This window comes from Demequina salsinemoris (assembly GCF_000974805.1).
Taxonomy (GTDB): Bacteria; Actinomycetota; Actinomycetes; order Actinomycetales; family Demequinaceae; genus Demequina; species Demequina salsinemoris.
Genome location: NZ_BBQZ01000001.1, coordinates 380,939 through 405,395 on the forward strand (window position 1 = coordinate 380,939; position 24,457 = coordinate 405,395).

General features: G+C 71.5%; 20 protein-coding genes. 8 read left to right on the forward strand and 12 right to left on the reverse strand.

All coding sequences use genetic code 11. From position 1 onward, the window contains the following. Window positions 1-5: 5 nt before the first annotated feature. On the reverse strand, window positions 6-626 hold the full coding sequence (locus tag AOP78_RS01815) for a malonic semialdehyde reductase (protein WP_062200795.1): 621 nt from the start codon (window positions 624-626) through the stop codon (window positions 6-8). A gap of 26 nt (window positions 627-652) precedes the next feature. Between AOP78_RS01815 and tsaD the strand changes: the two genes are divergently transcribed. Both tsaD and AOP78_RS01825 read left to right on the forward strand, forming a co-directional pair. Beyond that, a complete protein-coding gene (gene tsaD / locus AOP78_RS01820) occupies window positions 653-1,732 on the forward strand; it encodes a tRNA (adenosine(37)-N6)-threonylcarbamoyltransferase complex transferase subunit TsaD (protein ID WP_062201667.1) in 1,080 nt (359 codons plus the stop codon). A gap of 7 nt (window positions 1,733-1,739) precedes the next feature. Further along, window positions 1,740-3,440, forward strand: coding sequence for a glycoside hydrolase family 3 N-terminal domain-containing protein (locus tag AOP78_RS01825; protein WP_062200796.1), 1,701 nt, complete (start codon window positions 1,740-1,742; stop codon window positions 3,438-3,440). A gap of 58 nt (window positions 3,441-3,498) precedes the next feature. Here the strand turns inward: AOP78_RS01825 and AOP78_RS01830 are convergent, their stop codons facing one another. After that, window positions 3,499-4,692 carry a THUMP-like domain-containing protein gene (locus AOP78_RS01830; protein ID WP_062201669.1) on the reverse strand — a complete coding sequence of 398 codons (1,194 nt, stop codon included), beginning with the start codon at window positions 4,690-4,692 and terminating at the stop codon, window positions 3,499-3,501. Window positions 4,693-4,876: 184 nt separating this feature from the next. Here AOP78_RS01830 and groES point away from each other — a divergent pair, with 184 nt between their 5' ends. Then, the gene (groES, locus tag AOP78_RS01835) at window positions 4,877-5,170 is read left to right on the forward strand and encodes a co-chaperone GroES (RefSeq protein WP_062200797.1); all 294 of its coding nucleotides are present in this window, start codon (window positions 4,877-4,879) and stop codon (window positions 5,168-5,170) included. 121 nt (window positions 5,171-5,291) lie between these two features. Here the strand turns inward: groES and AOP78_RS01840 are convergent, their stop codons facing one another. Continuing rightward, complete coding sequence (locus AOP78_RS01840; protein WP_062200798.1) at window positions 5,292-5,582, reverse strand: WhiB family transcriptional regulator; 291 nt, start codon at window positions 5,580-5,582, stop codon at window positions 5,292-5,294. A 217-nt stretch (window positions 5,583-5,799) separates the two neighbouring features. Here AOP78_RS01840 and guaB point away from each other — a divergent pair, with 217 nt between their 5' ends. Together guaB and AOP78_RS01850 are read left to right on the forward strand one after the other, a co-directional pair. Next, window positions 5,800-7,311, forward strand: coding sequence for an IMP dehydrogenase (guaB, locus tag AOP78_RS01845; RefSeq protein WP_062200799.1), 1,512 nt, complete (start codon window positions 5,800-5,802; stop codon window positions 7,309-7,311). Window positions 7,312-7,331: 20 nt separating this feature from the next. Then, window positions 7,332-8,051 carry a TSUP family transporter gene (locus AOP78_RS01850; RefSeq protein ID WP_269082094.1) on the forward strand — a complete coding sequence of 240 codons (720 nt, stop codon included), beginning with the start codon at window positions 7,332-7,334 and terminating at the stop codon, window positions 8,049-8,051. Here AOP78_RS01850 and AOP78_RS01855 read toward each other — a convergent pair whose 3' ends face one another. Both AOP78_RS01855 and AOP78_RS01860 read right to left on the reverse strand, forming a co-directional pair. Further along, window positions 8,052-9,329, reverse strand: coding sequence for a Glu/Leu/Phe/Val family dehydrogenase (locus AOP78_RS01855; protein WP_062200801.1), 1,278 nt, complete (start codon window positions 9,327-9,329; stop codon window positions 8,052-8,054). A 72-nt stretch (window positions 9,330-9,401) separates the two neighbouring features. After that, a complete protein-coding gene (locus AOP78_RS01860) occupies window positions 9,402-10,154 on the reverse strand; it encodes an exonuclease domain-containing protein (RefSeq protein ID WP_062200802.1) in 753 nt (250 codons plus the stop codon). Window positions 10,155-10,284: 130 nt separating this feature from the next. Here AOP78_RS01860 and AOP78_RS01865 point away from each other — a divergent pair, with 130 nt between their 5' ends. Both AOP78_RS01865 and AOP78_RS01870 read left to right on the forward strand, forming a co-directional pair. Next, window positions 10,285-11,409 carry a GuaB3 family IMP dehydrogenase-related protein gene (locus AOP78_RS01865; RefSeq protein ID WP_062200803.1) on the forward strand — a complete coding sequence of 375 codons (1,125 nt, stop codon included), beginning with the start codon at window positions 10,285-10,287 and terminating at the stop codon, window positions 11,407-11,409. A 1-nt stretch (window position 11,410) separates the two neighbouring features. Beyond that, entirely contained in the window at window positions 11,411-12,088 is a 678-nt protein-coding gene (locus tag AOP78_RS01870) for a glutamine amidotransferase-related protein (RefSeq protein ID WP_062200804.1), read from the forward strand. A gap of 5 nt (window positions 12,089-12,093) precedes the next feature. On the opposite strand, the gene AOP78_RS01875 is transcribed toward AOP78_RS01870, so the two are convergent. The 3 genes from AOP78_RS01875 to AOP78_RS01885 all read right to left on the reverse strand — a co-directional run bounded on the left by AOP78_RS01875 (window position 12,094) and on the right by AOP78_RS01885 (window position 15,045). Then, complete coding sequence (locus AOP78_RS01875; protein WP_062200805.1) at window positions 12,094-13,431, reverse strand: urease accessory protein UreH domain-containing protein; 1,338 nt, start codon at window positions 13,429-13,431, stop codon at window positions 12,094-12,096. Window positions 13,432-13,525: 94 nt separating this feature from the next. Further along, complete coding sequence (locus tag AOP78_RS01880) at window positions 13,526-13,981, reverse strand: ACT domain-containing protein (RefSeq protein WP_152659359.1); 456 nt, start codon at window positions 13,979-13,981, stop codon at window positions 13,526-13,528. Beyond that, window positions 13,978-15,045, reverse strand: a complete 1,068-nt coding sequence (locus AOP78_RS01885; RefSeq protein WP_062200807.1) for a lactate/malate family dehydrogenase — start codon at window positions 15,043-15,045, stop codon at window positions 13,978-13,980. Before AOP78_RS01885 ends, AOP78_RS01880 begins: the two co-directional genes overlap by 4 nt. Window positions 15,046-15,272: 227 nt before the next feature. Here AOP78_RS01885 and AOP78_RS01890 point away from each other — a divergent pair, with 227 nt between their 5' ends. Next, complete coding sequence (locus AOP78_RS01890; RefSeq protein WP_062200808.1) at window positions 15,273-16,376, forward strand: NAD(P)-dependent alcohol dehydrogenase; 1,104 nt, start codon at window positions 15,273-15,275, stop codon at window positions 16,374-16,376. Between the two features lie 58 nt (window positions 16,377-16,434). On the opposite strand, the gene AOP78_RS01895 is transcribed toward AOP78_RS01890, so the two are convergent. The 4 genes from AOP78_RS01895 to AOP78_RS01910 form a co-directional block, all read right to left on the reverse strand. Next, window positions 16,435-18,504 (reverse strand): methyl-accepting chemotaxis protein, encoded by a 2,070-nt coding sequence (locus AOP78_RS01895; RefSeq protein WP_160297582.1) that lies wholly within the window; start codon window positions 18,502-18,504, stop codon window positions 16,435-16,437. A 194-nt stretch (window positions 18,505-18,698) separates the two neighbouring features. Beyond that, window positions 18,699-19,913 (reverse strand): glycerate kinase, encoded by a 1,215-nt coding sequence (locus tag AOP78_RS01900; RefSeq protein WP_152659361.1) that lies wholly within the window; start codon window positions 19,911-19,913, stop codon window positions 18,699-18,701. Window positions 19,914-19,996: 83 nt separating this feature from the next. Beyond that, on the reverse strand, window positions 19,997-22,453 hold the full coding sequence (locus tag AOP78_RS01905) for a phosphoketolase family protein (RefSeq protein WP_062200811.1): 2,457 nt from the start codon (window positions 22,451-22,453) through the stop codon (window positions 19,997-19,999). A gap of 133 nt (window positions 22,454-22,586) precedes the next feature. Next, window positions 22,587-24,359: an ABC-F family ATP-binding cassette domain-containing protein gene (locus AOP78_RS01910; RefSeq protein ID WP_062200812.1), complete on the reverse strand. Its 1,773-nt coding sequence runs from the start codon at window positions 24,357-24,359 to the stop codon at window positions 22,587-22,589. Window positions 24,360-24,457: the final 98 nt, after the last annotated feature.

A 24,457-nucleotide genomic window follows, 5' to 3' on the forward strand; every position in this document is an offset into this window, starting at 1 on the left:
CCTGTTCACAGCTCGAGCGTCGTCGTGTCCCAGTCGGGACGCCCGCGCCTGTCGCCCGCGCCATGCTCGCCGTCCTCGGCGGGGTAGCCGACCGCGAGGATCAGCTCCGCGTTCCACGAGCGGTCGCCGAGCAGGTCGCGGCACAGCCCCGGGCGGTCGAATCCGGCCATGGGGCGCACGTCCAGGCCTGCCGCGCGCAGCGCGACGATGAGGAAGCCGGTCTGCAGCCACGTGCTGTCGTGCGCGGTGATCGCCCGTGCGTCGGGGCGGCTCTCGAGCACCTCGTACAGCCCGGGCAGCCCCGGCGCGGTGACGTCGAGGTGCTCGTGATAGCGCGGGTCGGAGGCGACGACGAGGATCAGGGGCGCGCGGTCCAGCTTCACGCGATTGCCGCGGGACGCGTGCTCCATGACGATCTCGCGAGCGTGCTCCGAGCGGACCACCACGAGCCGCATCGGCGACGAGTTGTTGGCCGACGGCGCCCACCGCACGAGCTCGTGGACCTCGCGCAGCACCTCGTCCGGCACCTCGCGCTCGGCCCAGCGGGTCGACGAGCGCGCATCGCGGAACAGCAGCCCCAGCGCCTCCTCGGGCACGCCGAACGGCGGCGGGGAGGAATCGGGCATCGTGCTCACGTCGCTGTATGACGACCATGCGGTGCCAGGTATTCCCGCCGACTACCCTGGGAGGCGTGGAACCCCTCATCCTTGGCCTTGAGAGCACGTGCGACGAGACGGGCGCGGCCCTGGTGCGCGGCACCGAGCTGCTCGCCGACGTCGTCGCCTCGTCGATGGACGAGCACGCCAGGTTCGGCGGCATCGTCCCCGAGGTCGCGTCCCGCGCGCACCTCGAGGCGTTCGTCCCGACCGTCGAGGAGGCGCTGAGCCGTGCGGGCGCGAGCCTGTCCGACATCGACGGCATCGCGGTGGCCTCGGGCCCCGGCCTGGTCGGCTCACTCACCGTCGGCGTCGCCGCCGCGAAGGCGCTCGCGCTCGCGCTCGACAAGCCGCTGTACGGCGTCAACCACGTCATCGGCCACGCCGCGGTCGACGAGCTCGTCCATGGCCCGATGCCCGAGCGGACCATGGCGCTCGTGGTCTCGGGCGGTCACACGTCGCTGCTGCTCGTGAACGACATCGCGACCGACGTGGTCGAGCTCGGCCACACCCTGGACGATGCGGCGGGCGAGGCCTTCGACAAGGTCGGGCGCCTCCTCAACCTCCCGTACCCCGGCGGCCCGCACGTCGACCGGCTCGCGCGCGAGGGGAACCCCGAGGCGATCCCGTTCCCGCGCGCGCTCACGAGCGCCAAGGCGATGCAGACCCACGCCTACGACTTCTCGTTCTCGGGCCTCAAGACGGCGGTCGCCCGCTGGATCGAGGCGCGCGAGGAGTCGGGTCAGGAGATCCCCGTGGCGGACGTCGCCGCGTCGTTCGCCGCCGCCGTCGCCGATGTCCTCGTCGAGAAGACCATCGCCGCGTGCCGGGCCAACGACGTCGACACGCTCGTGATCGGAGGCGGCTTCTCCGCCAACTCGCAGCTGCGCGAGCTCGCGGCCGAGCGCTGCGAGCAGGCGGGCATCGACGTCCGCATCCCGCCGATCCGCTACTGCACCGACAACGGCGCGATGATCGCCGCCCTCGGCTCCGCGGTCGCGCGCCGCGGCGTGGCCCCGAGCGAGCTGAGCATCGGCGTCGACTCGTCCATGCCGCTCGGCACGATCACCGTCTGAGGCGCCCGTGACGAAGGCGGTCCCAGCGGCGCTGAGGGCCGGCGTGGCCGGTCTCGCGCTGCTCGGTCTCGTCGCCTGCACCGGGACGACCGCCGAGGTGACGGCCTCGACGCCGGCGAGCGCCGCATCGTCCCCGTCCGCCTCGTCCTCGTCTGCACCGTCCTCGTCCGCACCGGCCGACCCGACCACTGCCTCGTCGCCGTCCGCGACGGGCTCGGCGGAGGCCGCGCACGCCGAGGCGACGGCCGAGCCCGAGACGCTCGTGTGGGGCCCCACCGTCGACGCGTGGGAGCAGGCGCTCGATGACGCCGCCGAGCTCGGGCTCTGGGAGGCCGCAGGAGCGGTCATCATGCCCGCCTACTCGGGAACCGACCCCGAGGAGCTCGCGGACCTGGTGGCGGACGCGTCCCTCGCGGGCGTGATGCTCATGGGGGACGCGACGCGCTCCAGGAAGACGGTGCTGGCGCTCACCGAGGCCGCGCAGGCCGGCGCCGGCGACCGTGGCTGGCAGGCGCTCGTCTCGGTCGACCAGGAGGGCGGGTCGGTCGCGAGGCTCGACGGCATCGTCCCCTCTCTGCAGTCGTTCATGGCCGCGGGCGCGGCGACGGACAAGTCGCTCGTGCGAGGCGTCTACGCGCGCGCGGGCGCGGACCTGGCCGAGCTCGGCTTCGCCGTGGACCTCGCTCCCGTCGCGGACGTCACGATCGGGCTTGACGATCCCGTGATCCGCGATCGCTCCGCGGGAGACGACCCCAGCGCGGTCGCGGGGACCGTGGTCGCGGCGATGCTCGGCTACCTCGACGGCGGAGTCGTCCCAGCGCTCAAGCACTTCCCCGGCCATGGCGCCGCGACGACGGACTCGCACGATGACGTGCCCGTGCTCTCCGGCTCGCTCGACGACCTCGAGGCGACCGGGATCGCGCCGTTCCGCAGGGCCATCGCGGTCGGAGCGCCGATGGTGATGATGAGCCACGTCGCGGTCGACGCCTGGGGCGGCATCCCCGCGAGCCTCGACCCCGAGGCCTACGCGTACCTGCGCGAGGAGCTGGGCTTCACCGGGGTCGCCGTGACCGATGCGCTCAACATGGGCGCGATCATCGGCAGCCATGACGCGGGCGAGGCCGCCGTCGACGCGCTCGCCGCGGGGGCCGATCTGCTGCTCATGCCCGAGTCCACCAAGGCGGCGCGCCGCGCGATCGTGAGCGCGGTCAAGGAGGGCTCGCTCTCGCGCGAGCGGCTGAACGAGGCGGCCGCGCGTGTGATCCTGCTGTCGCGGTGGCAGGAGAGCCTCACGACCGTCGAGGCGACGGTCGACGGCGACTACGCAGAGGCGCTCGCGCTCGGCTCGGTCACCGTCGGGGCCGCCGACTGCTCCGCGCCCTTCGTGGGCGACACGGTGACGATCTCGGGCGGCTTCGAGGCCGACCGCGAGGCACTCGCGGCCGCGTTCGAGGACGAGGGCGTCTCGGTCGGGGACGATGGCACCTCCGTGTGGATCACCGGCGGCGACGGCGCCTCGGGCGAGGCCGACGTCGTGGTCGCGATGGGCGGGCCCTGGGCGCTCGCGAGGTCGCAGGCGCGGGTCTACGTCGGCGCGTACGGGCGCAGCGCGGACACGCTCGCCGCGGTCGCGTCGGTGCTCGCGGGCGCGGCCGATCCTCAGGGTTCGTGGCCCGTCGCTCTCAAGGGTGTGCCGGACGCCTGCTGACGTCGGCGCCTCAGCGACACGGCGTCTCAGCGGCCCGGTTCCTCAGCGGCCCGGTTCCTCAGCGGCCCAGTGGCTCGACGAGCAGCGCGGTGTGACGGCCGGCGATCCGCGTGAGGACCACCGTCGCGGCCTCTGTGCCGCGCAGCTTGAGCTGCGGGCGCAGCCTCTCCGGGGTCACGTCGATGCCGCGCTTCTTGATCTCGACGCGCCCGACGCCGCGCTCCCGCAGCGCCTTGGCGAGCCGCGAGGTCGAGTACGGCATGGACTCGAGCACGCGGTAGCCGCGCGCGAACGGGGTCGTGACCTGCGCATCGGACGTGAGGTAGGCGATCGTGGGATCGACCAGGCGTGCGTCCATCCGCTCCGCGAGCGGTCCGACGAGTCCCGCCCGGATGACGGCGCCGTCGGGCTCGTAGAGGTACTCGCCAAGAGGCCCCGGATCGCCGGGGAGGGGATCTCCAGCGATCTCGTGCGCCTCGTCGCCCTGGATCACGAGCGCGGCGTGCCCCTCGCGGCGGGCGAGCGGGCCGCACCACAGGCCGGCCTCCACCACGTCGCCGTCCACCGACACCCACTGCGCCTCGACGGGCGCCTCGGGAGCCGAGGAGGGGATCGCGTCGTGCGGGATGCCGGGACCGACCTTGACGCCGAGCGCGGGGAGCTGGTCGCGCAGCGCGAGCACGTCGTCGAGCGCGGGGGAGTAGTCGCGCGGGTCGTGGCGGCGCCCACGACCGGTGCGCCGGGCGGGATCCGCGAAGACCGCGTCGACGCCGTCGATGCCCCGCACCGTCGCCATCGAGTCCGCGTGGACGACCACCGCGTCGTCCCAGAGACGCAGGTGATGATCGGCGAGGAGCGCGGTCGCCTCGTCGAGCTCGAAGGCGACCACCGCGAGCCCGAGGGCGGCGAGCGCCATGGCATCGACGCCGAGGCCAGAGGTGAGGTCCGCGACGCGGGTGCATCCGGCGTCCCGGTAACGGGCCGCGTGGCGGCCCGCGACGCTGAGGCGGGTCGCCTGCTCGAGGCCCTCGCGCGTGAACAGCATCCCCGAGGCGAAGTCGCCGAGCTTGGCCCTGGCCTTGAGCCTCAGCTCGGCCTGCGTGAGCACCGCGGCCACGAGGCCCCCATCGAGGCCCTCGGCGCGCAGCCTGCTTCCGAACGACAGCGGCTCGATCGTGTCGTACGGCGGCAGGCCGTCGATCAGAGCGAGGGTCTCGGGCGCCAGCAGCAGGCGTGCGGTGGAGGCGTCCATGCCAGCGATGATTCCACGCATGGCGAACGCCCGCAGACGCATTAGCACTCGCCGCGTGCGAGTGCTAATCTGACGGTGCTCCGCAAGGGAGCGTGGCATCGGTCCGGCTCGCCTGACCCCCGCGACGGCAGGTCGCCCGGCAGATGTCATCACCTGAACTTCGAGACGGAAGGTGAGGTCCGCAGTGTCGGTCTCAATCAAGCCTCTGGAGGACAAGGTCGTGGTCAAGGCGGCTGCCGCCGAGACGACCACGGCCTCCGGCCTCGTGATCCCTGACACCGCCAAGGAGAAGCCCCAGGAGGGCGTCGTCGTGGCGGTCGGCCCGGGTCGTATCGACGACAACGGCAACCGCGTCCCCGTGGACGTCGCCGAGGGCGACAAGGTCATCTACAGCAAGTACGGCGGCACCGAGGTGAAGTACGCGGGCGAGGAGTACCTCATCCTCTCCGCGCGCGACCTCCTCGCCATCGTCGGCTGAACGACCGCTTGAGCGAAGAAGGGCTCCCGGGCTGCGGCCCGGGAGCCCTTCTGTCGTAGTGAGGCCCCCGGAGGATCGATCCTCCGGGGGCCTCGACGTCTCTGCGCACGGGTGCGGAGGGTCAGCCCGCCTGCCTGACCCGGTTGACGAGCATCGAGTGCCGCTCGTCCTCGCTCAGGCCGCCCCACACCCCGAACGGCTCGCGTGCCATGAGCGAACGCTCGCGGCACATCTCCTGGACTGGACAGTTGGCGCAGTACTGCTTCGCGGCCTCCGCCCGGCGACGGCGAGCCGCGCCGCGCTCGCCCTCCGGGTGGAAGAAGAGATCCGGATCCACTCCGCGGCAGGCCCCCCGGTACTGCCATTCCCACTGGTCCTGCGTCGGTGCCGGCAGCCTTGCGATCGACTCCATGGCGACTCCCTTGTGTCGTTCCCCCTGAGCGACTCGATGACGAAGCCGGTGGCGACTTCGTTATCGAACCGTGATTAAGACCCTAGTTCGGACAATTCGCCCAGGTCAAGAGCTCCTCGTTGAACTCTTAGTGCCTGTCTATCCCCTTCGTCGGCCCTTGGCAATACCCCCTCGGGGTTCGGGAGGCGGGCCTCGCTCATCGCCGTAGAATCGGGTCATGGCGCCCGCTGACAACGATCCCTTCGGCTATACCGGAATCACCTACGACGACGTGCTCCTCCTCCCCGGCGAGAGCGACGTCATCCCCTCCGAGGTCGACACCACGACCCGGCTCACCCGCGAGATCTCCATCAAGGTGCCGCTGCTCAGCGCTGCGATGGACACCGTGACCGAGGCGCGGCTCGCGATCGCGCTCGCCCGCCTCGGCGGGATCGGCGTCCTGCACCGCAACCTGTCCATCGAGGATCAGGCGCAGCAGGTCGTCACCGTCAAGCGCTCCGAGTCCGGCATGATCACCGACCCGGTCACCGTCGGACCCGAGGCGACGCTCGCTGAGCTCGACGCGCTGTGCGCGCGCTACCGCGTCTCCGGCCTCCCGGTCGTCGAGGAGGACGGCAAGCTCGTCGGCATCATCACCAACCGCGACATGCGGTTCCTCAGCCAGGCCGACTTCCCGAACCTGCTGGTCAAGGACCAGATGACGCCCATGCCGCTCATCACGGCCCCCGAGGGCGTGAGCAATGAGGAGGCCGCCAAGCTGCTCGGCCAGCACCGCGTCGAGAAGCTCCCCCTCGTCGACGGCGAGGGCAGGCTCACGGGTCTCATCACCGTGAAGGACTTCGTCAAGACCGAGAAGTACCCGCTCGCGACCAAGGACGACGAGGGTCGTCTCCGTGTCGCCGCAGCGGTCGGCTTCTTCGGCGACGCCTGGCAGCGCGCGACGACGCTCGTCGAGGCAGAGGTCGACGCGCTCGTCGTCGACACCGCCCACGGTCACGCGCAGGCCATGATCGACATGATCAAGCGCCTCAAGTCCGACCCCGCCACGAAGCACGTCCAGATCATCGGCGGCAACGTCGCGACGCGTGCCGGAGCGCAGGCGCTCGTCGACGCGGGCGTGGACGCCGTCAAGGTCGGCGTCGGCCCGGGTTCGATCTGCACCACCCGCGTGGTCGCCGGAGTCGGCGTGCCGCAGGTGAGCGCTGTGTACGAGGCCGCGCAGGCGTGCACCCCCTCCGGGGTGCCCGTGATCGCCGACGGCGGCCTCCAGTACTCGGGTGACATCGCCAAGGCCATGGTGGCCGGCGCATCGTCCGTGATGCTCGGCTCCCTGTTCGCCGGCGTGAGCGAGACCCCCGGCGACCTGGTGCTCGTCAATGGCAAGCAGTTCAAGACCTACCGCGGCATGGGCTCGATGGGGGCCATGGCGTCGCGCGGCCGCGTGTCGTACTCGAAGGACCGCTACTTCCAGGCCGATGCGCCGAGCGACGACGACCTCATCCCCGAGGGCATCGAGGGTCGCGTGCCCTACAAGGGTCCGCTCGCGTCCGTCGTCCGCCAGCTCGTCGGCGGCCTCGGCCAGTCGATGTTCTACGTGGGCGCGCGCACCATCCCCGACCTTCAGGCCAAGGGCAGGTTCGTCCGCATCACGCCGGCCGGGCTCAAGGAGAGCCACCCCCACGACGTCCAGATCACGGTCGAGGCGCCGAACTACTCGGGCAAGAGCTGAGCGCGGAGGTCCTCGTCGCGCTGGCGGTCGCCGCCTTCGCGGCGGGGCTGCTGGACACGCTCGCCGGCGGCGGGGGCCTCATCACCGTGCCTGCACTGCTGCTCGCCGGGGTGCCCCCGGTGCAGGCGCTGGGCACGAACAAGCTCCAGGGATCGTTCGGCACGCTCACCGCCACGGTGGCGGTGATCCGCCGTCACGGCGTCGCCTGGCGCGACGTGCGAGGGCCGATGCTGGTCGCGTTCGCGGGGTCGGCGGTCGGGTCCGTCGTCATCCTGTTCGTCGACCCTGCGGCGCTCGAGATCGTGATCCCCGTGGTGCTGGTCGCGATCGCGGCGTACTTCCTGCTCGTGCGCGACGCGCACCTGCCGCCGCCTCGCGCGCGGATGTCCAAGCGGACGTACGTCTCCACCGTGGTGCCGGCGATCGGCGCCTACGACGGTGCCTTCGGGCCGGGCACGGGCTCCCTGTTCGCGCTCGGCGGCGTCGCGCTGCGGGGCTTCGACCTGCGCCGCTCCACCGCGCTCGCGAAGACGCTCAACTTCGCGACCAACCTCGCCGCGCTCATCGTCTTCGTGATCGCGGGCAAGGTCGTGTGGATCGTCGGCGGCGTGATGGCGCTCGGCCAGCTGTGCGGCGCATGGATCGGCTCGCGCCTGCTCCTGCGCGTGAACCCCCTCGTGCTGCGGGTGCTGATCGTCGTCGTGTCCGTCGCGATGCTGGTGCGGTTCCTGCTCGCCTGATCAGGGGTAGAGGCCGCGGAGGCGATGCGCGTCGACGACGCGCTCGACCGCGATCTCCGTCGCCGCCTCGCGGAACGTGAGGTCGTGGGCGCCCGCGCGCGAGACCACGTCGTGCCACGCACGCGACATGCGCTCCTCGAGCCGGTCGTTCACGTCCCGCTCGCTCCACTGGTAGGCCTGATTCGCCTGGACCCACTCGAAGTACGAGACGACGACGCCGCCCGCGTTGGCAAGGATGTCCGGCACCACGAGCACGTCGCGCTCCCGGAGGATCGTGTCCGCGTCCTTGGTCGTGGGGCCGTTCGCTCCCTCGACGACGATGCGCGCCTCGACCTTCGCCGCGTTCTCCGAGGTCAGCACCCCCTCGACCGCGGCCGGCACGAGCACGTCGACGTCCAGGGTGAGCAGGTATGACGGGTCGATCGGCTCCGCACCCTCGAAGCCGACGACGCTGCCGGTGCGCTCCACGTGCTCGGACAGTCGCGCGATGTCGAGTCCCTCGTGGCTGTAGACCGCGCCGTCGATGTCGCTCACGGCGCGGACCTTGACGCCGGCCTCCGCGAGGAACCGGGCAGCGCCGTGGCCCACCTTGCCGAAGCCCTGGACCGCTGCGGAGGCGTGCGCCGGGTCGATGCCCCGGCTCTCCATCGCGTGCAGGGCGATGTGTGCGACGCCGCGCGACGTCGCGCTGGCCCTGCCGAGCGAGCCGCCGAGGCTCACCGGCTTGCCGGTGACGATCCCCGTCACGGTGTAGCCCCGGGCCACCGAGAAGGTGTCCATGATCCACGCCATCGTCCGCTCGTCGGTGCCGATGTCGGGCGCGGGGATGTCCACCTCGGGGCCGATGACCGGCAGGATCTCCGACGTGTAGCGGCGCGTGACGCGCTCGAGCTCCGCCTGGCTGTGCTGACGCGGGTCGATCGCCACGCCGCCCTTCGCGCCGCCGTAGGGCACGTCGAGCAGCGCGCACTTCCAGGTCATCCACATCGCGAGCGCGCGGACCTCGTCGATCTCGACCGCGGGGGAGTACCTCAGGCCGCCCTTCGCGGGGCCGCGCGTGAAGTTGTGCTGGACGCGATAGCCCGAGTACACGGCGAGAGAGCCGTCGTCCCGGCGGAGGGGAATGCTGACCGCGAGCTCGCGGCGCGGGACCTTGAGCATCTCGTGGAGCCCGTCGGGCATGTCGAGCGCTTCTGCGGCCTGTCGGAGCTGGGCGAGCGCGTCGTCCAGCGGGCCGGTGGAACGCGACAGGGTCGCCGCGATCTCGGGGTGCGTCATTGCATCCTCCTGGTGCCTGTGCAGCCAGGCTACGCCCGGATCAGAGGTGCGAACGCACAGTTCGTCAGGCGTCTAGAACAGTGCGCCGAGCGCCTCCTCGGGCTCCGGCTCGGGTTCCGGGAGCGCGACCGGCCACAGCGGGCTCGGGAGGTCGTCCGTCGTCCCTTTCGACTTGAGGAAGGCCGCGAAGCGGGTGGCCCAGAGCCGGTGAGCCTCGATCTGCTGATCGTGCAGATCCGCGAGCGTCACCTCGTGGAGCGCCGGGTGCAGCTGAGCCATGGCGGGCAGCAGGTCGAGCGTGGCGAGCACGTCCGCGTCCGCGGCGTGCAGGTCGTCCGCCACGACCGGCACCGCGTAGATCCGGCACATGTCGATGAGCTTGCGGCTGCCCTTGCGGTAGCGGTCGAGGAAGCGGTCGATCACCAGGGGGTCCACGACGGGGCGGATGCCGTCTGCGAGGCGCGAGGTGAGCGATCTGAGACCGTGGCGAGCCAACTCGGCCTCGAGGATGCTGAGGTCGTACTGGACGTTGAAGCCGACGACGGGCACGCCCGCCGCGAGCGGCTCGGCGAGGGCCGCCGCGATCTCCTCGAGGGCGACCTTGGGGTCCATGCCTTCGGCGCGCGCCTGCTCGTTGGTGATGCCGTGCACCTCGATCGCGCGCGCGGGGATCTCCACGCCGGGATTCACGAGCCACGTTCGGACGGCGGGCTCCTCGCCCGCTCGCCTGGTGATGATCGCGGCGGTGACGATGCGATCGTTCGCCGTGGACACCCCCGTCGTCTCCGTGTCGAATCCCACCATCGTCTCGTCGAGCCAAGTCATGGGCACCACCTTGTCACGACCGTCTGACATCGGCGTGCCACCGAGGTCCCTGGCGCGGTATCGGGCGGAGCCCCGGTCCTGGGCGCATCGGCCCGGGTCCGTTGTCCGCGGGCACCGCTAGGCTGGGACGGTGAGCAACGAGATCGAGATCGGGCGCGGCAAGCGTGGCCGCCGCGCATACAGCTTCGATGACGTCGCGGTGGTGCCCTCGAGGCGCACGCGCGACCCGCGTCAGGTGAGCCTCGCGTGGCAGATCGACGCGTTCCGCTTCGAGATCCCTGTCATCGGCGCGCCGATGGACTCCGTGATGTCGCCCGAGACCGCGATCGCGCTCGGCCACCACGGCGGGCTCGGGGTCCTCGACCTCGAGGGCCTGTGGACGCGCTACGACGACCCGCAGCCGCTGCTCGACGAGATCGCGACGCTGTCCATGGACGCGGCGACGGAGCGCATGCAGGAGATCTACCAGGAGCCGATCAAGGACGAGCTCATCGTCCAGCGTCTCCAGGAGATCCGCGCGGCGGGCGTGACCGTGGCCGGCGCGCTCAGCCCCCAGCGCACGCAGGAGCACTACGAGACGGTGCTCAAGGCCGGCGTGGACCTCTTCGTCATCCGTGGCACCACGGTGTCCGCCGAGCACGTGTCGGTCGAGGCCGAGCCGCTCAACCTCAAGAAGTTCATCTACGACCTCGACGTCCCCGTGATCGTCGGCGGCGCCTCGACGTACCAGGCGGCGCTCCACCTGATGCGCACGGGCGCCGCGGGCGTCCTCGTCGGCTTCGGCGGCGGAGCGGCTCAGACCACCAGGACCACGCTCGGAATCCACGCGCCCATGGCGACTGCGGTCGCCGACGTCGCGGCAGCGCGGCGCGACTACCTCGACGAGTCCGGTGGCCGCTACGTGCACGTCATCGCCGACGGCGGGCTCGGTCGCTCGGGAGACATCGCCAAGGCGATCGCGTGCGGCGCCGACGCGATCATGCTCGGCTCCGCGCTGGCGCGCGCGGAGGAGGCTCCCGGCCACGGCTACCACTGGGGTCCCGAGTCGTACCACTCGGCGCTGCCGCGCGGTGAGCGCGTGCGCGTCGGAACCACCGGCACGCTCGAGGAGGTCCTCTTCGGCCCGGGCACGCGCGCCGACGGCACCACCAACATCATGGGAGCGCTGCGCCGCTCGATGGCCACGACCGGCTACTCGGATCTGAAGGAGTTCCAGCGGGTCGACGTGGTCGTCAGCCCGTACCAGGCCGGCTGACGTGCGCTGCGCCGTCATCAGGCATGTCGCGTTCGAGGACCTGGGCTGCTGGGAGGCGGAGCTGCCCCGGCTCGGCTACGAGGTGCAGTACCTCGAGGCCGGGATCGACGACCTGACGCCCTTCCGCGACGCCGACCTCGGCATCGTCCTCGGCGGGCCGATCGGCGTGGGAGACGCGGGCGACTATCCGAACATCGCTCAGGAGATCGCGCTGATCCGCGAGCGGCTCGACGCCGACCTGCCCACGCTCGGCGTCTGCCTCGGCCTCCAGTTCATGGCGGCCGCGCTCGGCGCGGACGTCGGCAAGGGGACGTTCGAGCTCGGGTGGAAGCGCATCGTCCCTTCTCCTGAAGGCGCGGCAGGGCCGCTGCGTCGCGTCGCCGGCACGCCGATGTTCGTGTGGCACGGCGACGAGGCGAGGCTTCCCGAGGGCGCGACGCTGCTCGCCTCCACGGACCAGGTGACGGTGCACGCGTTCTCGTACGGGCGCTCCCTCGCGGTGCAGTTCCACCCCGAGGTGGACCCCGCGACGTTCGAGCGCTGGGTCATCGGCAACATGATGGAGCTGCGTGAGATCGGGGTCGACATCCCCGAGTTCCGCGCGGAGATGGCCGAGCAAGGTCCGGCCGCCGTCGAGGCGAGCCTCGCGCTCCTGCGGGAGTACGTCGCCTCGCTCTGAGGCCGTCAGGCGCTGGGCCTCTCGATCGCGACGAAGGCTCCGGTGTACATGCCCATGACGCACGCATACGGGTACGTCCCGGGCTCGTCGATCGTGAACTCGACCGTGACGGGCACGTTCAGGGCGTCGATGTGCCCCACTCCGAGCGAGTCGGCGCGCACCATCGTCTGGCAGCCGAGCGTGAGCGGCGTGACCGTCCACTCGACGGGCTCGCCAGCGTAGACGACCGTCACCTCCGGCGAGTAGCCCTCCGTGACGACGTCGGTGCCGACCACCTGGACCCCGCCGACATCGGCCACGTTGGACGTGCGCTCGGTGGCGACGATCGTGCCGGTCGCGAGCCCCGGGGCGAGCTGGGTGATCGCGCCAGCGCCGGTGAGGAGCGCGAACGCGATGACGGCCACGCCGACGCCGCGCAGCGCCCTGCCCGAGCCGCGCCGAGCCGTCGAGGCCGCGAAGCCCGCGGCGAGCAGGCCCGGGGTGGTGCCGACCGCGAACACCGCCATCACGAAGGCGCCCTGGGTGGGGCTGCCGGTGGACAGGGCGTACAGCTGGACGGCCTGCGTGAAGCCGCAGGGCAGGAAGAAGGTGGCCGCGCCGAGGATCCCGGCCCGCATCGTCCCTCCCGAGCCGTCCGCCCCGGCGCGCGCCCAGCCGCCCCATCGTCCGGGCAGCGTGAGCTGCCAGGCGGCCACCCGGGGCGACGTCTCGGTCAACCTGATCCCCACGATGGCCATGACGGCTGCGGCCGCGAGCACGAGCGTCGTGAGCAGGAGACCGCTGGGGGCGAGCGCGCGCCCGACGAGCCCGACGAGCGCTCCGAGCGCCCCGAATCCGACGATGCGCCCCGCGTTGAACGCGAGGTGCGGCGCCATGCGCGCCATCCCTGAGGCCGAGGAACGGGTCGTCGCCGCCAGCGAGATGACGAGGCCCCCGACCAGCGCCATGCAGGTCGACACCGAGGCCGCGACGCCCAGCCCGAGCACCACGAGGGTCGAGCCAGCGGAGGTCGCCTGCGTGAGCGCCTGGAACCGTTCGCCGAGGCCGACGGCCCACGCGAGGATCGCGAGGGCTCCCACGATGCCGACGGAGATCGCGAGATCCCGCCACACCAGGTGGTCTCGACTCAGCCACGGCCGGGTGCCAACGCCGTACGGAGTGCTCTCCAGCGCTCGGGCCACCTCCGCGTCGGCGGGCAGGCTCGTACCCTCGAGCTCGACCCGGCCGGCGCGCCGGTTGGCGACGGCGAAGTCGACCCCGGGCAGTGCGAGCAGCGACTCTGCGACCGTCTCCTCGCACGAGGAGCAGGTCATGCCGGTGATGGGGACTGCGCGGGTGGTCATGGGGCCTCGCCTTCGGGTGGCCTCAGGCTAGGTCTCGGAGGGATGACCTGTCATGGGACCGAGGTCGTGATCCTTCTCACGCTTGCGCGCGCGGTCAGCCGCGCGGAGGGAGCACGGTGACCGCGGCCGGGGGAGACCCTGCCGCGCGCAGCTCCGCCACCGCCGCCTCGATCGCGGGCAGCGAGCCCCGGAGCACCGTGGTCGGCTCGCCGTCCACGTCCTCGGTCCACGCGGACACCCCGGGCAGGGCGATCTCCGGAGGAGGGCAGCAGATCACGGCGACGGCGCGCACTCGTGGGTCCTCGACGTGCACGAGGCTCACCGACCTCACCACCGCGAGCCGCTCGAGCGTCCTCACGAGCACCTGCGCGAGGCGCTCCGACGCGGAGAACTCGACCGAGAGGGTGCCGATCCCGCCGTGCACGTCGAGCGTGGAGATCGACCCGAAGCTCACGCCGCGCTCGGAGAAGACCCCCGCGAGCGCGGCGGACGCGCCGGCCCTGTCCTCGACGGTCACGAACGCGAACCAGCGCGTCGTCAGCATGCTCATCGGCCGCCTCCCCAGCTCACGATCGCCTCGTTGAGCGCCTGCCCGACCTCCCACAGGAGTCGGGACTCGTCGGGGGCGAGGCCGTCGACCATGACGCGCGTCCAGCCCTCAGGGCCGACGGCGACCGGCATGCCGAGGACGCCGTGCCACGGCATCCCTCCGAGCTCGATCTCGCCGTCGAGCAGCACCTGCCCGGCGACGACGATGTCGCGCCCGTCGAGCACGGTCTTCACCAGGTCGACGGTCGCCGCGGCGGTGCCGTTGGCCGTCTTCGCGCCGCTCGTGTGGGTCAGATAGGGGCGGACCACGGCTTGGACGTCCGGAGGAAAGGCGTCGACCTGCGCGAAGGCCGACGCGGTGTCGGGGTCGGTCGCGATGGCCGCCTTCGCGGCGGCGATCTCGGACGGGAACGATGCGAGGGTGCGGTCCCCGCGCAGGCGCTCGACGATCTCGAGCCGCTCGTCGACGTCGAGCCCGCGCAGGCGGACCGTGGACCACAGCGGCACCATCCGGTCGCCGTGCTGGCCCGCGACGAAGCCGCTCACGCGCTGGCGACGGATGCCGAGCGTCGCGGCGATCTCGCGGCGGAAGCGCAGCGAGTCGAGCCACGCGCCCATCCCGATGACGCGGTGCCTGCCCAGCCTGCGGGAGAACACGTCGACGGCGAGCTCGACCGGGTTGGAGACGACGATGACGATCTCGTGGCCGCTGCCGTGGGCCGCGAGCGCGTCGGCGTAGCTCTCGAACACCGCGCGGTTGCGGGTCGCGAGCTCGTCGCGGTTGATCGCGCCGGTCGCCTTGGTGGGGATGGTGCCGCCCGCGGCGACCACGACGACGTCGGCCACCACGTCCTCGGGGCGCACCGCGACATCGATCTGGGGTGCGCGCTCGTCGTACGCGTCGATGAGATCCACGCGAAGCCCATGGACGGCGGACTCCGACGAGCCCCCGGCTCTGCCCACGAGCTGGAGGCGGGAGCTGGCTCCCAGCTCGCCCTGCTCGATGAGCGCGGTGCAGATCGCCCGTCCGACGTCCCCGGTGGCTCCGATGATCGCGACGTCCATGGCCTCCACGCTACGCCCGGGATGTTTCCTGGCTGTTGACGACGGCGGGCGGCCGGGCCCGCCTTGATCGCGGAGATTCATGCGAAAGAAAGATTGATCGATCCACTATTCCGGAATAAACGGCTGCCGCGAGGTGTCAAGATGAAAGTGACACGTGGCCAGCAAGGGCGCCGGACCACACGTCCCCTCTATCCCCGAAGGGCGCCCTCATGAAAGGAGCGCCGCCCATGAAGGCCGTGCGTTTCACCGAATGGAAGACCAAGCCGTCGCTGCGCGAGGTCCCGAAGCCCAAGCCCGCTCCCGGCGAGGTGCTGCTCAAGGTCGCCGGCGCGGGAGCGTGCCACTCGGACGTCGCCGTGTACGAGCAGTTCGATGAGAGCACCGTCGGCGCGCAGCTCGCCCCCGAGTACACGCTCGGCCACGAGACCGCCGGGTGGATCGAGGAGGTCGGCGAGGGCGTGCTCGGCCTCACCAAGGGCGACGCGTATCTGGTCTACGGGCCCATCGGCTGCGGCCACTGCGCGGCCTGCTCGCGCGGCCAGGACACGTACTGCGAGAACGCGGCGAAGACGCCGTTCCTCGCGTCGGGCCTGGGCAAGGACGGCGGCATGGCGGAGTACATGACCGTCCCCGCGCGCAACCTCGTCCCCCTCGGCGACGCCGACCCGGTCGCCGCCGCGCCGCTTGCCGATGCCGGCCTCACGCCTTACCACGCGATCAAGCTCGCGCTCCCGAAGCTCCAGGGCGGCGGCAAGACCGCGCTCGTGATCGGACTGGGAGGCCTCGGCCAGATCGCAGTGCAGATCCTCAAGGCCACGACCGCGGCGACGGTGATCGCCACGGACATGAAGCCCGAGGCGATGGAGCTCGCGGCGCAGCGCGGCGCCGTGACGGTCGAGGGCGGCGAGGGGCAGGCGGACCGCATCCGCGAGCTCACCGAGGGCAAGGGCGTCGACGCCGTCTTCGATTTCGTCGGCCTGACCCCGACCATCTCGCTCGCGCAGAAGGTCGTCGCGAAGCAGGGCCGCATCACGGTCGTCGGCATCGCGGGCGGGCCGGTCTCGTGGGACTTCTACTCGAACCCCTACGAGGCCGAGCTGACGAACACCTACTGGGGCACGATCGAGGAGTTGCATGAGCTCGCGGCGCTGTACCGCGCGGGATCGATCGAGGTCGACGTGACGCGCTTCAGCCTCGATGACGCGCTCGAGGCCTACGAGCACCTCGAGAACGGCACCCTGCTGGGACGCGCCGTCGTCGTCCCCCATCTGGACGATGCGACGGCGGCGTCGCTCGGCGCGCTCGCCGGGAGGCTGCCGGCCGGCGTCTGACGGCGGACATGACGGGACCCCCGGGCTCTCAGCTGCCCGGGGGTCCCGCCACGCCTGGCTACCTCAGCGCGAACATGTCCACGCTGCGCGTGAGGTCGGTCGCGATGCCCGTGAGGTTGGACACCGCCCCGCCGACCTCGTTCGCGCTCGACTGCGCGCTCTGAGCGGAGTCGGACAGCTGGTGCGCCGCGGTGGAGATCTCGCTCGCGCCGTCCGCGGCGACCACGAGGTTCCGCTCGATCTCGGTCGTGGTCACGCTCTGCTCCTCGATCGCCGCGGAGATCGACGACTGGTGCTCGTCGACCAGCGAGATCGACTGCGTGACCCGCTCGACGGCGGCCTGAGCCTGCTCGGAGTCCTGCGCGACCTCCTCGAGCACCGGGCGGATCGTCTCGATCGCGTTCGCGGTCTGCTGCGCGAGGTCCTTGACCTCGTTCGCGACGACCGCGAAGCCCTTGCCCGCCTCGCCCGCCCGCGCGGCCTCGATGGTCGCGTTGAGGGCCAGGAGGTTGGTCTGCGAGGCGATCGCGGTGATGGTCTTGAGCACCTCGGCGATGCGGGACGACGACGCGCCCAGTCGCACGGTGATCTCGGCCGCTGCGGACGTGGCGCCGACGGCGATGTGGGTCTCGCCCGTGGCGGCCTCGACATCGCGGGCGACCGACTCGATGGTGCTGCGCATCTCGGTCATCGCGGCCGTGACGGACTGGACCTCGGTGCTCATGCTCGTGGCGCTCGACGCGGTGCTGTTCGCGTGGGTCGCCGTCTGTGCGGCGACGCCCTGGAGTCCCGAGCTGGCGCCGTCGAGCTGCTGCGCGGTCGCTGCCACCGATTCCGCGCCCGCGAGGATCGAGCCGACGGCGGTGCGCATCGCCGTGATCGTCTCGCCGAGCGCCTCGCCCATCTGGCCGATCTCGTCGTGGCCCTCGCCACGGACCTCGACCGACAGGTCGTGGTCGGCGACCCTGCGCAGCGCCGCGGTGAGGCGGGACACGCGGTTGACGATGCGTCCCGACACGAAGACGATGAACCCGACGGCGAGCACCGCGACGAGCAGGCCGACGCCGAGCAGCGTGAGCGTGAGGCTCTGGATCCCCGACGCGAGGTGCTGCGGGACCGTGTCGAGGTCCGCGCTCATGCCCCAGGCCGCGATCGTCCAGCCCCACGGCGAGTACTCGACCACGTCGACGTGGGCCTCGTCGTCGGCGAGCTCCACCTCGACGGTGGAGGCGGCATCGGTGGTCCCGTCCGTGGAGGCTGCGTCGGTCGACGAAGCGTCGGTCGACGCCGTGCCCGCGTCGATCAGGGTCTGCGCGTAGGACTCGTCAGCGGCGGCGCCCGCCTCCTCGCCGGGAGGCGGCACGACCCAGGCGCCGTTCGCGTCCATGACGGTGACGTAGCCGCTGTCGCCGACGGTGACGGTCGCGAGCGTCTCGAGCAGAGGCTGCGCGACCTCCGACTGGGGCAGTCCGACGAAGATCGCGCCGACGACCTGGTCGCCCTGCATGATGGGGCCGTAGGCGGTCACGTACACCTCGCCGACCACGGTCGCGGTGCCGTAGTAGCTCTCGCCCGCGAGCAGCGCCTCGACCACGGGGCTGTCCGAGCCGACGTAGGTGCCGATCGCGCGGTTCCCGTCGGAGCCGGGGACGGTCGTCGCGACGCGCAGCATGTCGCCGTCGTCGTTCATCCGCTGGAAGATGGTCGTCTCGGCGCCGAGCAGACCGGTGACGGTGTCGACGATCGGCACGGTCTGGTCGAGGCTGCTGACCTGGCCGAGGTCCTGCCCGCCGACGAGCATCCGCGGAAGGTCCACGGTGGTCACGTCGCCCGTGGTCTGGTTGGTGGCGTCCCATGTGCGGTCGGCGCCGAAGGTGATGTCGCCGTCGAGGTCGAGCACCGCCTGCGCGACCGAGAGCTCGGACTCCATGCGGGTGGTGACGGTGTCCACCTGGGTCGAGACGAGGTCGCGGGCTGAGGTGACGGTCTGATGGAGGGACTCGGCGTTGAGCTGGTCCACGTCCGTCGTGGCCTGGTCGGCGAGGCTGTGCGCCTGGAGGGTGCCGACGGTGGTGAGCGCGGCAGAGGTGGCGAGGACGGCTACGGCGCCGATCGCCACGAGTTGCATCCGCAGGCTGGTTCGCATGGATGGGAGAGACATCGTCTCGTGGCCTTCCTTGGTCGACTTCACTTCTTCTCTTCACGAGACCCATCGACCCTGAGTGCCACTTGTGAGCGTTATCAGGCAGGAATCTGGAATTCCTAGGGACGAAGGTCCCTATTTGCCACATGCATCACAGTGGGTGACGAGACAACGACAGCTCAGCCGGTCCGCGTGGTCGTGGCGAGATGGGCGCGGACCGCCTTCGCCGCCTCACGTCGGAGTGCCGCCGCCGTGACGTCCCGGTCGAGAGCATCGACCGGAAGGGCCGCATCGTGGAGACCAGCGTCGTGGAGAGGCCAGGCGGCGTCGATCCCGATGGCCGCGAGCGCGCCCGGCTCAAGCGCGACCTGCCCCGCGATCGCCACCACGGCGGGGCTTCTGCCCGCGGGACGCGGGACCGACCTGGCGAGGCTCGCGATGGCCGCGGGCGCCTTCCCTTCGCGCGTCTGCGCGTCCAGCCTGCCTTCGCCCGTGATCACGAGGTCGGCGTCGGCGAGCGCCGCGCCGGCGCCCGTCTCCAGGACGATGCGGGGCAGGCCAGGCTCGAGCGTTCCACCGAGCGCGAGGAGCGCCGCGCCCAGCCCTCCCGCGGCTCCCGCTCCAGGGACGTCGGCGACATCCGCCCCGGCGTTCTCGAGCGCGACGGCCCAGCCCGCCATCGCGGACTCGAGCTCGTCGACGAGCGAGGGATCAGCGCCCTTCTGCGGACTGAACATGCGCGCCGCGCCTCGCGGGCCGGTCAGCGGCGTCGACACGTCGACGAGGCCGACGAGGTCGACCTTCGGACGCGGCAGCTCGACGCGCGTGGGACGGAGCAGCAGGGGGTTGCCGGCGGGGGGCTCGGCCGCGCCATGGAGCTCCTCACCGCTCTCGGTGAGCACCGTGGCTCCGAGCGCGAGCAGGAGCCCGATCCCGCCGTCGGTGGTCCCGGTCCCTCCGAGCCCGACGAGGACGCGGTGGGCGTCCGTCGCGAGCGCCGCGCGCCGCACGTGGAGCCCGAGCCCGAACGAGTGGGCGAGCCGCGTCGTCTCCGAGGTGGGGCGGTCGAGCAGCGGCAGCCCGATCGTCGAGGCGGATTCGACCGCGACCGCGTGGTCGAGGGAGACGTAGGGCACCTCGACCTCTTGTCCGAGGAGATCCGCGGCGGAGACGGATCCGAGGCGTCCCGCGGGGGCGAGCGCCGCGAGCGTGCCCTCGCCGCCGTCGGCGACTGGCACCGTGGTCACGACCGCGTCGGGCGCCGCGACCAGCACGCCCGCGCGCACCGCCTCATTGGCCTCGGCGCTGCTGACCGACCCTTTGAAGGAGTCCATCGCGACCACCACGCGTAGCGGCGCTCGGCGGGACGAGGGCGCGGGTGCGGGCTCGGGCATGCACAGCAGGATGCCCGAACGTGCGAGGGCCCGCACCCCCAGGTGGGGATGCGGGCCCTCGGATGAGTCAGGCGGAGGAGCGCCTACTCGTTGTCGCCGTCGGTCGCGAGCGCGCCCGAGAGCTTCGCCTGGACCTCGGTGCCGGCACCGGACCAGACCCACTCCGCGACCTCGGGGAGGTCAGCGCCCGTCTCGTAGGCGAAGCGCTGCGCCTCGAAGCGCTTGTCCTGCAGCTTCTGGCGCAGGGACGCCGCCTTGGCGCCGAGCGACGGGACGCGGTCGATGACATCCATGACCAGGTGGAACCGGTCGATGTCGTTGACCATCGCCATGTCGAACGGCGAGGTGGTGGTGCCCTCCTCCTTGAAGCCGCGAACGTGCAGGTTCGCGTGGCCGTTGCGACGGTAGGTGAGGCGGTGGATGAGCCACGGGTAGCCGTGGTAGTTCATGATCACCGGCTTGTCCGTGGTGAACAGCTGGTCGAACTCGCGGTCCGAGAAGCCGTGCGGGTGCTCCTTCTCAGGCTGCAGCTTCATGAGGTCCACGACGTTGACCATGCGGACCTTGAGCTCCGGGAGCTCCTCGCGGATGATGTCGATCGCCGCGAGCACCTCCATGGTCGGCACGTCGCCGATGCCGCACATGACGACGTCGGGCTCCTCGCCGAGCGGCACGTTGGACGCGAAGTCCCAGATGCCCGCGCCGCGGGCGAAGTGGTTCTCGGCCTCCTCGATCGTGAGCCACTGAGCCTGGGGCTGCTTGCCGGCGACGACGACGTTGACCTTGTCGCGCGAGCGCAGGCACGCGTCGTAGGTCGCGAGCAGCGTGTTGGCGTCGGCCGGCAGGTAGACGCGGACGACCTCGGCCTTCTTGTTCACGACGTGGTCGATGAAGCCCGGGTCCTGGTGCGAGAACCCGTTGTGGTCCTGGCGCCACACGTGGCTCGACAGCAGGTAGTTGAGCGACGGGATGGGACGGCGCCAGGGCAGCTCGTGGGCGACCTTGAGCCACTTGGCATGCTGGTTGAACATCGAGTCGACGATGTGGATGAACGCCTCGTAGGAGGTGAACAGGCCGTGGCGACCGGTGAGGTTGTACGCCTCGAGCCAGCCCTGGCACTGGTGCTCCGACAGCATCTCCACGACGCGGCCCTCGTGGCCCATGGGGCCGTCGTCCGGGTCGATCTCCGCGTTCCACACCTTCTGGGTCACGTCGAGGACCGCCTGGATGCGGTTCGACGCGAGCTCGTCGGGGGCGAACACGCGGAAGTTGTTGGGGTTGTTCGCCATGACGCCCTTGAGGAAGTCACCCAGCGTGCGGGTGGCCTCACCGATCGCCGCGCCAGGGGCGGGCACGTCCACCGCGTAGTCGCGGTAGTCGGGCATCACGAGGTCCTGCATGAGCAGGCCGCCGTTGGCCTCGGGGCGGGCCGACATGCGCAGCTCGCCAGACGGGACGGTTGCGAGCACGTCGGGGCGGACGACGCCGTTCTCGTCGAACAGCTCGTCGGGGCCGTACGACTTGAGCCAGTTCTCGAGGGTGTGCAGGTGGTCGTCGGTGTCGCGAGCGTTCGACAGCGGGACCTGGTGCGCGCGCCACGAGTTCTCGGTGCGCTTGCCGTCGATCTCCGGCGGGCAGGTCCACCCCTTGGGGGTGCGCAGCACGATCATGGGCCACATGGGGCGGTCCATGGTCGGGTTCACCTTGGCCTCGGCCTTGATCGCAGCGATCTCGTCCATGACGTCATCGAGCACGGCGGCGAAGCGGGCGTGGAACTCGGCGGGGGACTCGTCGTCGAAGCCTGCGGTGAAGAGGTGCGGCTTGTGGCCGTAGCCCTTCATCAGGGCGACGAGCTCGTCCTCGGAGATGCGCGCGAGGACGGTCGGGTTGGCGATCTTGTACCCGTTGAGGTGCAGGATCGGCAGGACGACGCCGTCCGTGGCCGGGTTGATGAACTTGTTCGAGTGCCACGAGGTGGCCAGCGGGCCGGTCTCGGCCTCACCGTCGCCGACGACCGCGGCGACCAGCAGGTCCGGGTTGTCGAACGCGGCGCCGTAGGCGTGGCTCAGCGCGTAGCCGAGCTCGCCGCCCTCGTGGATCGAGCCGGGGGTCTCGGGCGCGACGTGCGACGGGATGCCGCCCGGGAACGAGAACTGCTTGAACAGGCGCTGGAGGCCGCGCTCGTCCTCGGAGATCTCCGGGTAGGTCTCGTTGTAGGTGCCCTCGAGGTAGCTCGCAGCCACGAGGCCGGGGCCGCCGTGTCCGGGACCGATGATGTACATCGTCGGCTGCTGGCGCGACGTGATCATGCGGTTCAGGTGCGAGTAGATGAAGTTCAGGCCGGGGGTCGTGCCCCAGTGGCCGACAAGGCGCTTCTTCACGTGGTCGCGGTGCAGCGGCTCACGGAGCAGGGGGTTGTCGAGCAGGTAGATCTGGCCAACGCTCATGTAGTTGGCGGCACGCCACCAGCGGTCGATGCCCTCGACCTCTTCGGCGGTTGCTGCGTCAGTCGCACGGTGCGACCAGGGGTTCTGCGTCATCGCTGTCCTCCGGTTAGACGGTGACTTCAGCATGTCATGGTTAACGTTCACACTGCGCGGCGAAGGTCCCAGAACTGGGCCGGAATCAGGGACGTGTCCCCTGCATAGGTCGTGGAGTGCCTGGAAATCGCTGTCAGGGGTGCTCCTCGCCGCTCAGGTCGAGTCGGGCTCCCTGCCATCGCTCCCGCAGCCAGCGGTCGTGCGAGGCGACGATCACGGTGCCCGGGTATGTGGGAATCGCCTCCTCGAGCGCCGTGACGAGCGCGAGCGACAGGTGGTTCGTCGGCTCGTCGAGCAGCAGCACGTCCGGCGGGTCGGCGAGCACGGTCGCGAGCGCGAGCCGGCGCTGCTGGCCCACGCTGAGCGACCTGACCGGGCGGCTCTCGTCGCGGCCGGGGAGCAGTCCGAAGGTCGAGAGCGGGACGATGCTGGGGCTGGGGGCGGCGCTCGGGTTGCGGGCGGTGCCGAGCCCGGTCGCGTCGGCGTAGGCCTGGCGTGCGGTCAGCCCGGGGCCTCGGCGCTCGGGGTCGCGGATGCGCGGGTCCTGGGTCAGCAGTCCGACGCTCAGGCCGGGTCCGAGGCTGCACGAGCCGTGGGTGGGGGACAGGAGGCCCGCGAGGACGGCCAGCAGAGTTGACTTGCCGGAGCCGTTCGCGCCCGTGATCAGCAGGTGCGCTCCCGGCGCGACCGCGAGCGAGACGGGGTTCAGACGTCCCGCGACCGCCACGGAGGAGGCGACGACCGCGGGGCCGCTCGTCGACGTCGGCCGCCTCCGCATCGTCCCTGCGTCCAGGCCGCCGAAGGCGAGCATGGCGGGAGGCTTCCTGATCTGCCTCCCCTCCAGATCGTCGAGGCGCGAGCGCGCGTCGTTCACGCGGCGCGCGACGACCGTAGCGTTGCGGTCCGCGTAGAACTTCTTGGTGATGTGGCCCTCGGACCGCGGCTTCCAGTCCGTGTGCCCGACCTGATGGCTGTCCCGCACGCCCGCGCGCAGCCGCCTGATCTCAGACTGCTCATCCCGGTACCGGCGCTCCCAGCGCTCGCGGGTTGCCGCGCGATCGGCCAGGTACTCGGTGAACGAGCCTCCGAATCGGGTGGCGCCGACGCCCGAGCCAGGGCCTCCGTCGTCCACCGCGCTCGCGACCGCGTGAGGCACGGGGGCGGGGTCGAGGTCCACCAGGACCGTCGCCACGTCGTCCAGGAAGGCGCGGTCGTGGCTCGCCAGGACGACGGGTCCCCGCCATCCGCTCAGGACGCCCGTCAGGTGCGCTGTCGCCGCATCGTCCAGGTGGTTCGTCGGCTCGTCGAGCAGGAGGACGTCCGGGGCCGACAGCAGGAGCCACGCGAGCGACAGGCGCGAGCGCTGGCCGCCCGAGAGGCTGCCCGTCGGGCGATCGCGGGCGACGTCCGCAAGACCGAGCCCCGCGAGCATGGTTCCGATGCGCGTGTCGACCGACCAGGCATCGAGGCGCTCGGCCGTGTCCAGGGCATCGGCGAAGGCGGCGGCGACCACGGCATCGTCAGGGTTCGCTGCCATCTCCGCGCCAAGCCTGTCGACCGCGCTCGCGGCCTCCCTGGCAGTCGCGACGGCGAGCTCGAGCGCCTCGGCGACCGTCGCATCGTCCCCGAAAGGGGGCGCCTGGTGGAGCAGTCCGATGCTGGGCGCGCGCCCGCCCGGCGCGAGAGCACGGATCTCGCCTGAGTCGGGGGCCGGAGCCCCCGCGGCCAGGCGCAGCAGGGTCGACTTGCCCGAGCCGTTCTCGCCGATCAGGCCGACGCGCTCGCCGCCCGCGACGGTCAGCGAGACGTCGGTGAGGACCCGGCGGTCGGGGTAGGAGAAGGAGACACCGTCGATCCGGAGCTGGGTCGCGGCGTTGTCGAAGGAAGAGTGGTGGAGCGTAGCCATGGGCGTCCTCAGAGAACGAGGGACGGCTCCCGCCGGGCGTTCGCCTCGGGCGCGGGACATGCATAGGTGCTACAGCTTCACGCCGATCAGGGTAACCC

Coding starts and splice junctions, on each gene's coding strand:
- AOP78_RS01840 (WP_062200798.1), bottom strand. CDS start 5,582: ATGGAGTCGATCGCAAGGCTGCCGGCACCGACGCAGGACCAGTGGGAA.
- AOP78_RS01815 (WP_062200795.1), bottom strand. CDS start 626: ATGCCCGATTCCTCCCCGCCGCCGTTCGGCGTGCCCGAGGAGGCGCTG.
- tsaD (WP_062201667.1), top strand. CDS start 653: ATGCGGTGCCAGGTATTCCCGCCGACTACCCTGGGAGGCGTGGAACCC.
- AOP78_RS01905 (WP_062200811.1), bottom strand. CDS start 22,453: ATGACGCAGAACCCCTGGTCGCACCGTGCGACTGACGCAGCAACCGCC.
- AOP78_RS01885 (WP_062200807.1), bottom strand. CDS start 15,045: ATGGACGTCGCGATCATCGGAGCCACCGGGGACGTCGGACGGGCGATC.
- AOP78_RS01830 (WP_062201669.1), bottom strand. CDS start 4,692: ATGGACGCCTCCACCGCACGCCTGCTGCTGGCGCCCGAGACCCTCGCT.
- AOP78_RS01880 (WP_152659359.1), bottom strand. CDS start 13,981: ATGAGCATGCTGACGACGCGCTGGTTCGCGTTCGTGACCGTCGAGGAC.
- AOP78_RS01890 (WP_062200808.1), top strand. CDS start 15,273: ATGAAGGCCGTGCGTTTCACCGAATGGAAGACCAAGCCGTCGCTGCGC.
- guaB (WP_062200799.1), top strand. CDS start 5,800: ATGGCGCCCGCTGACAACGATCCCTTCGGCTATACCGGAATCACCTAC.
- AOP78_RS01860 (WP_062200802.1), bottom strand. CDS start 10,154: ATGACTTGGCTCGACGAGACGATGGTGGGATTCGACACGGAGACGACG.
- AOP78_RS01875 (WP_062200805.1), bottom strand. CDS start 13,431: ATGACCACCCGCGCAGTCCCCATCACCGGCATGACCTGCTCCTCGTGC.
- AOP78_RS01855 (WP_062200801.1), bottom strand. CDS start 9,329: ATGACGCACCCCGAGATCGCGGCGACCCTGTCGCGTTCCACCGGCCCG.
- AOP78_RS01900 (WP_152659361.1), bottom strand. CDS start 19,913: ATGCCCGAGCCCGCACCCGCGCCCTCGTCCCGCCGAGCGCCGCTACGC.
- AOP78_RS01895 (WP_160297582.1), bottom strand. CDS start 18,504: ATGCAACTCGTGGCGATCGGCGCCGTAGCCGTCCTCGCCACCTCTGCC.
- AOP78_RS01910 (WP_062200812.1), bottom strand. CDS start 24,359: ATGGCTACGCTCCACCACTCTTCCTTCGACAACGCCGCGACCCAGCTC.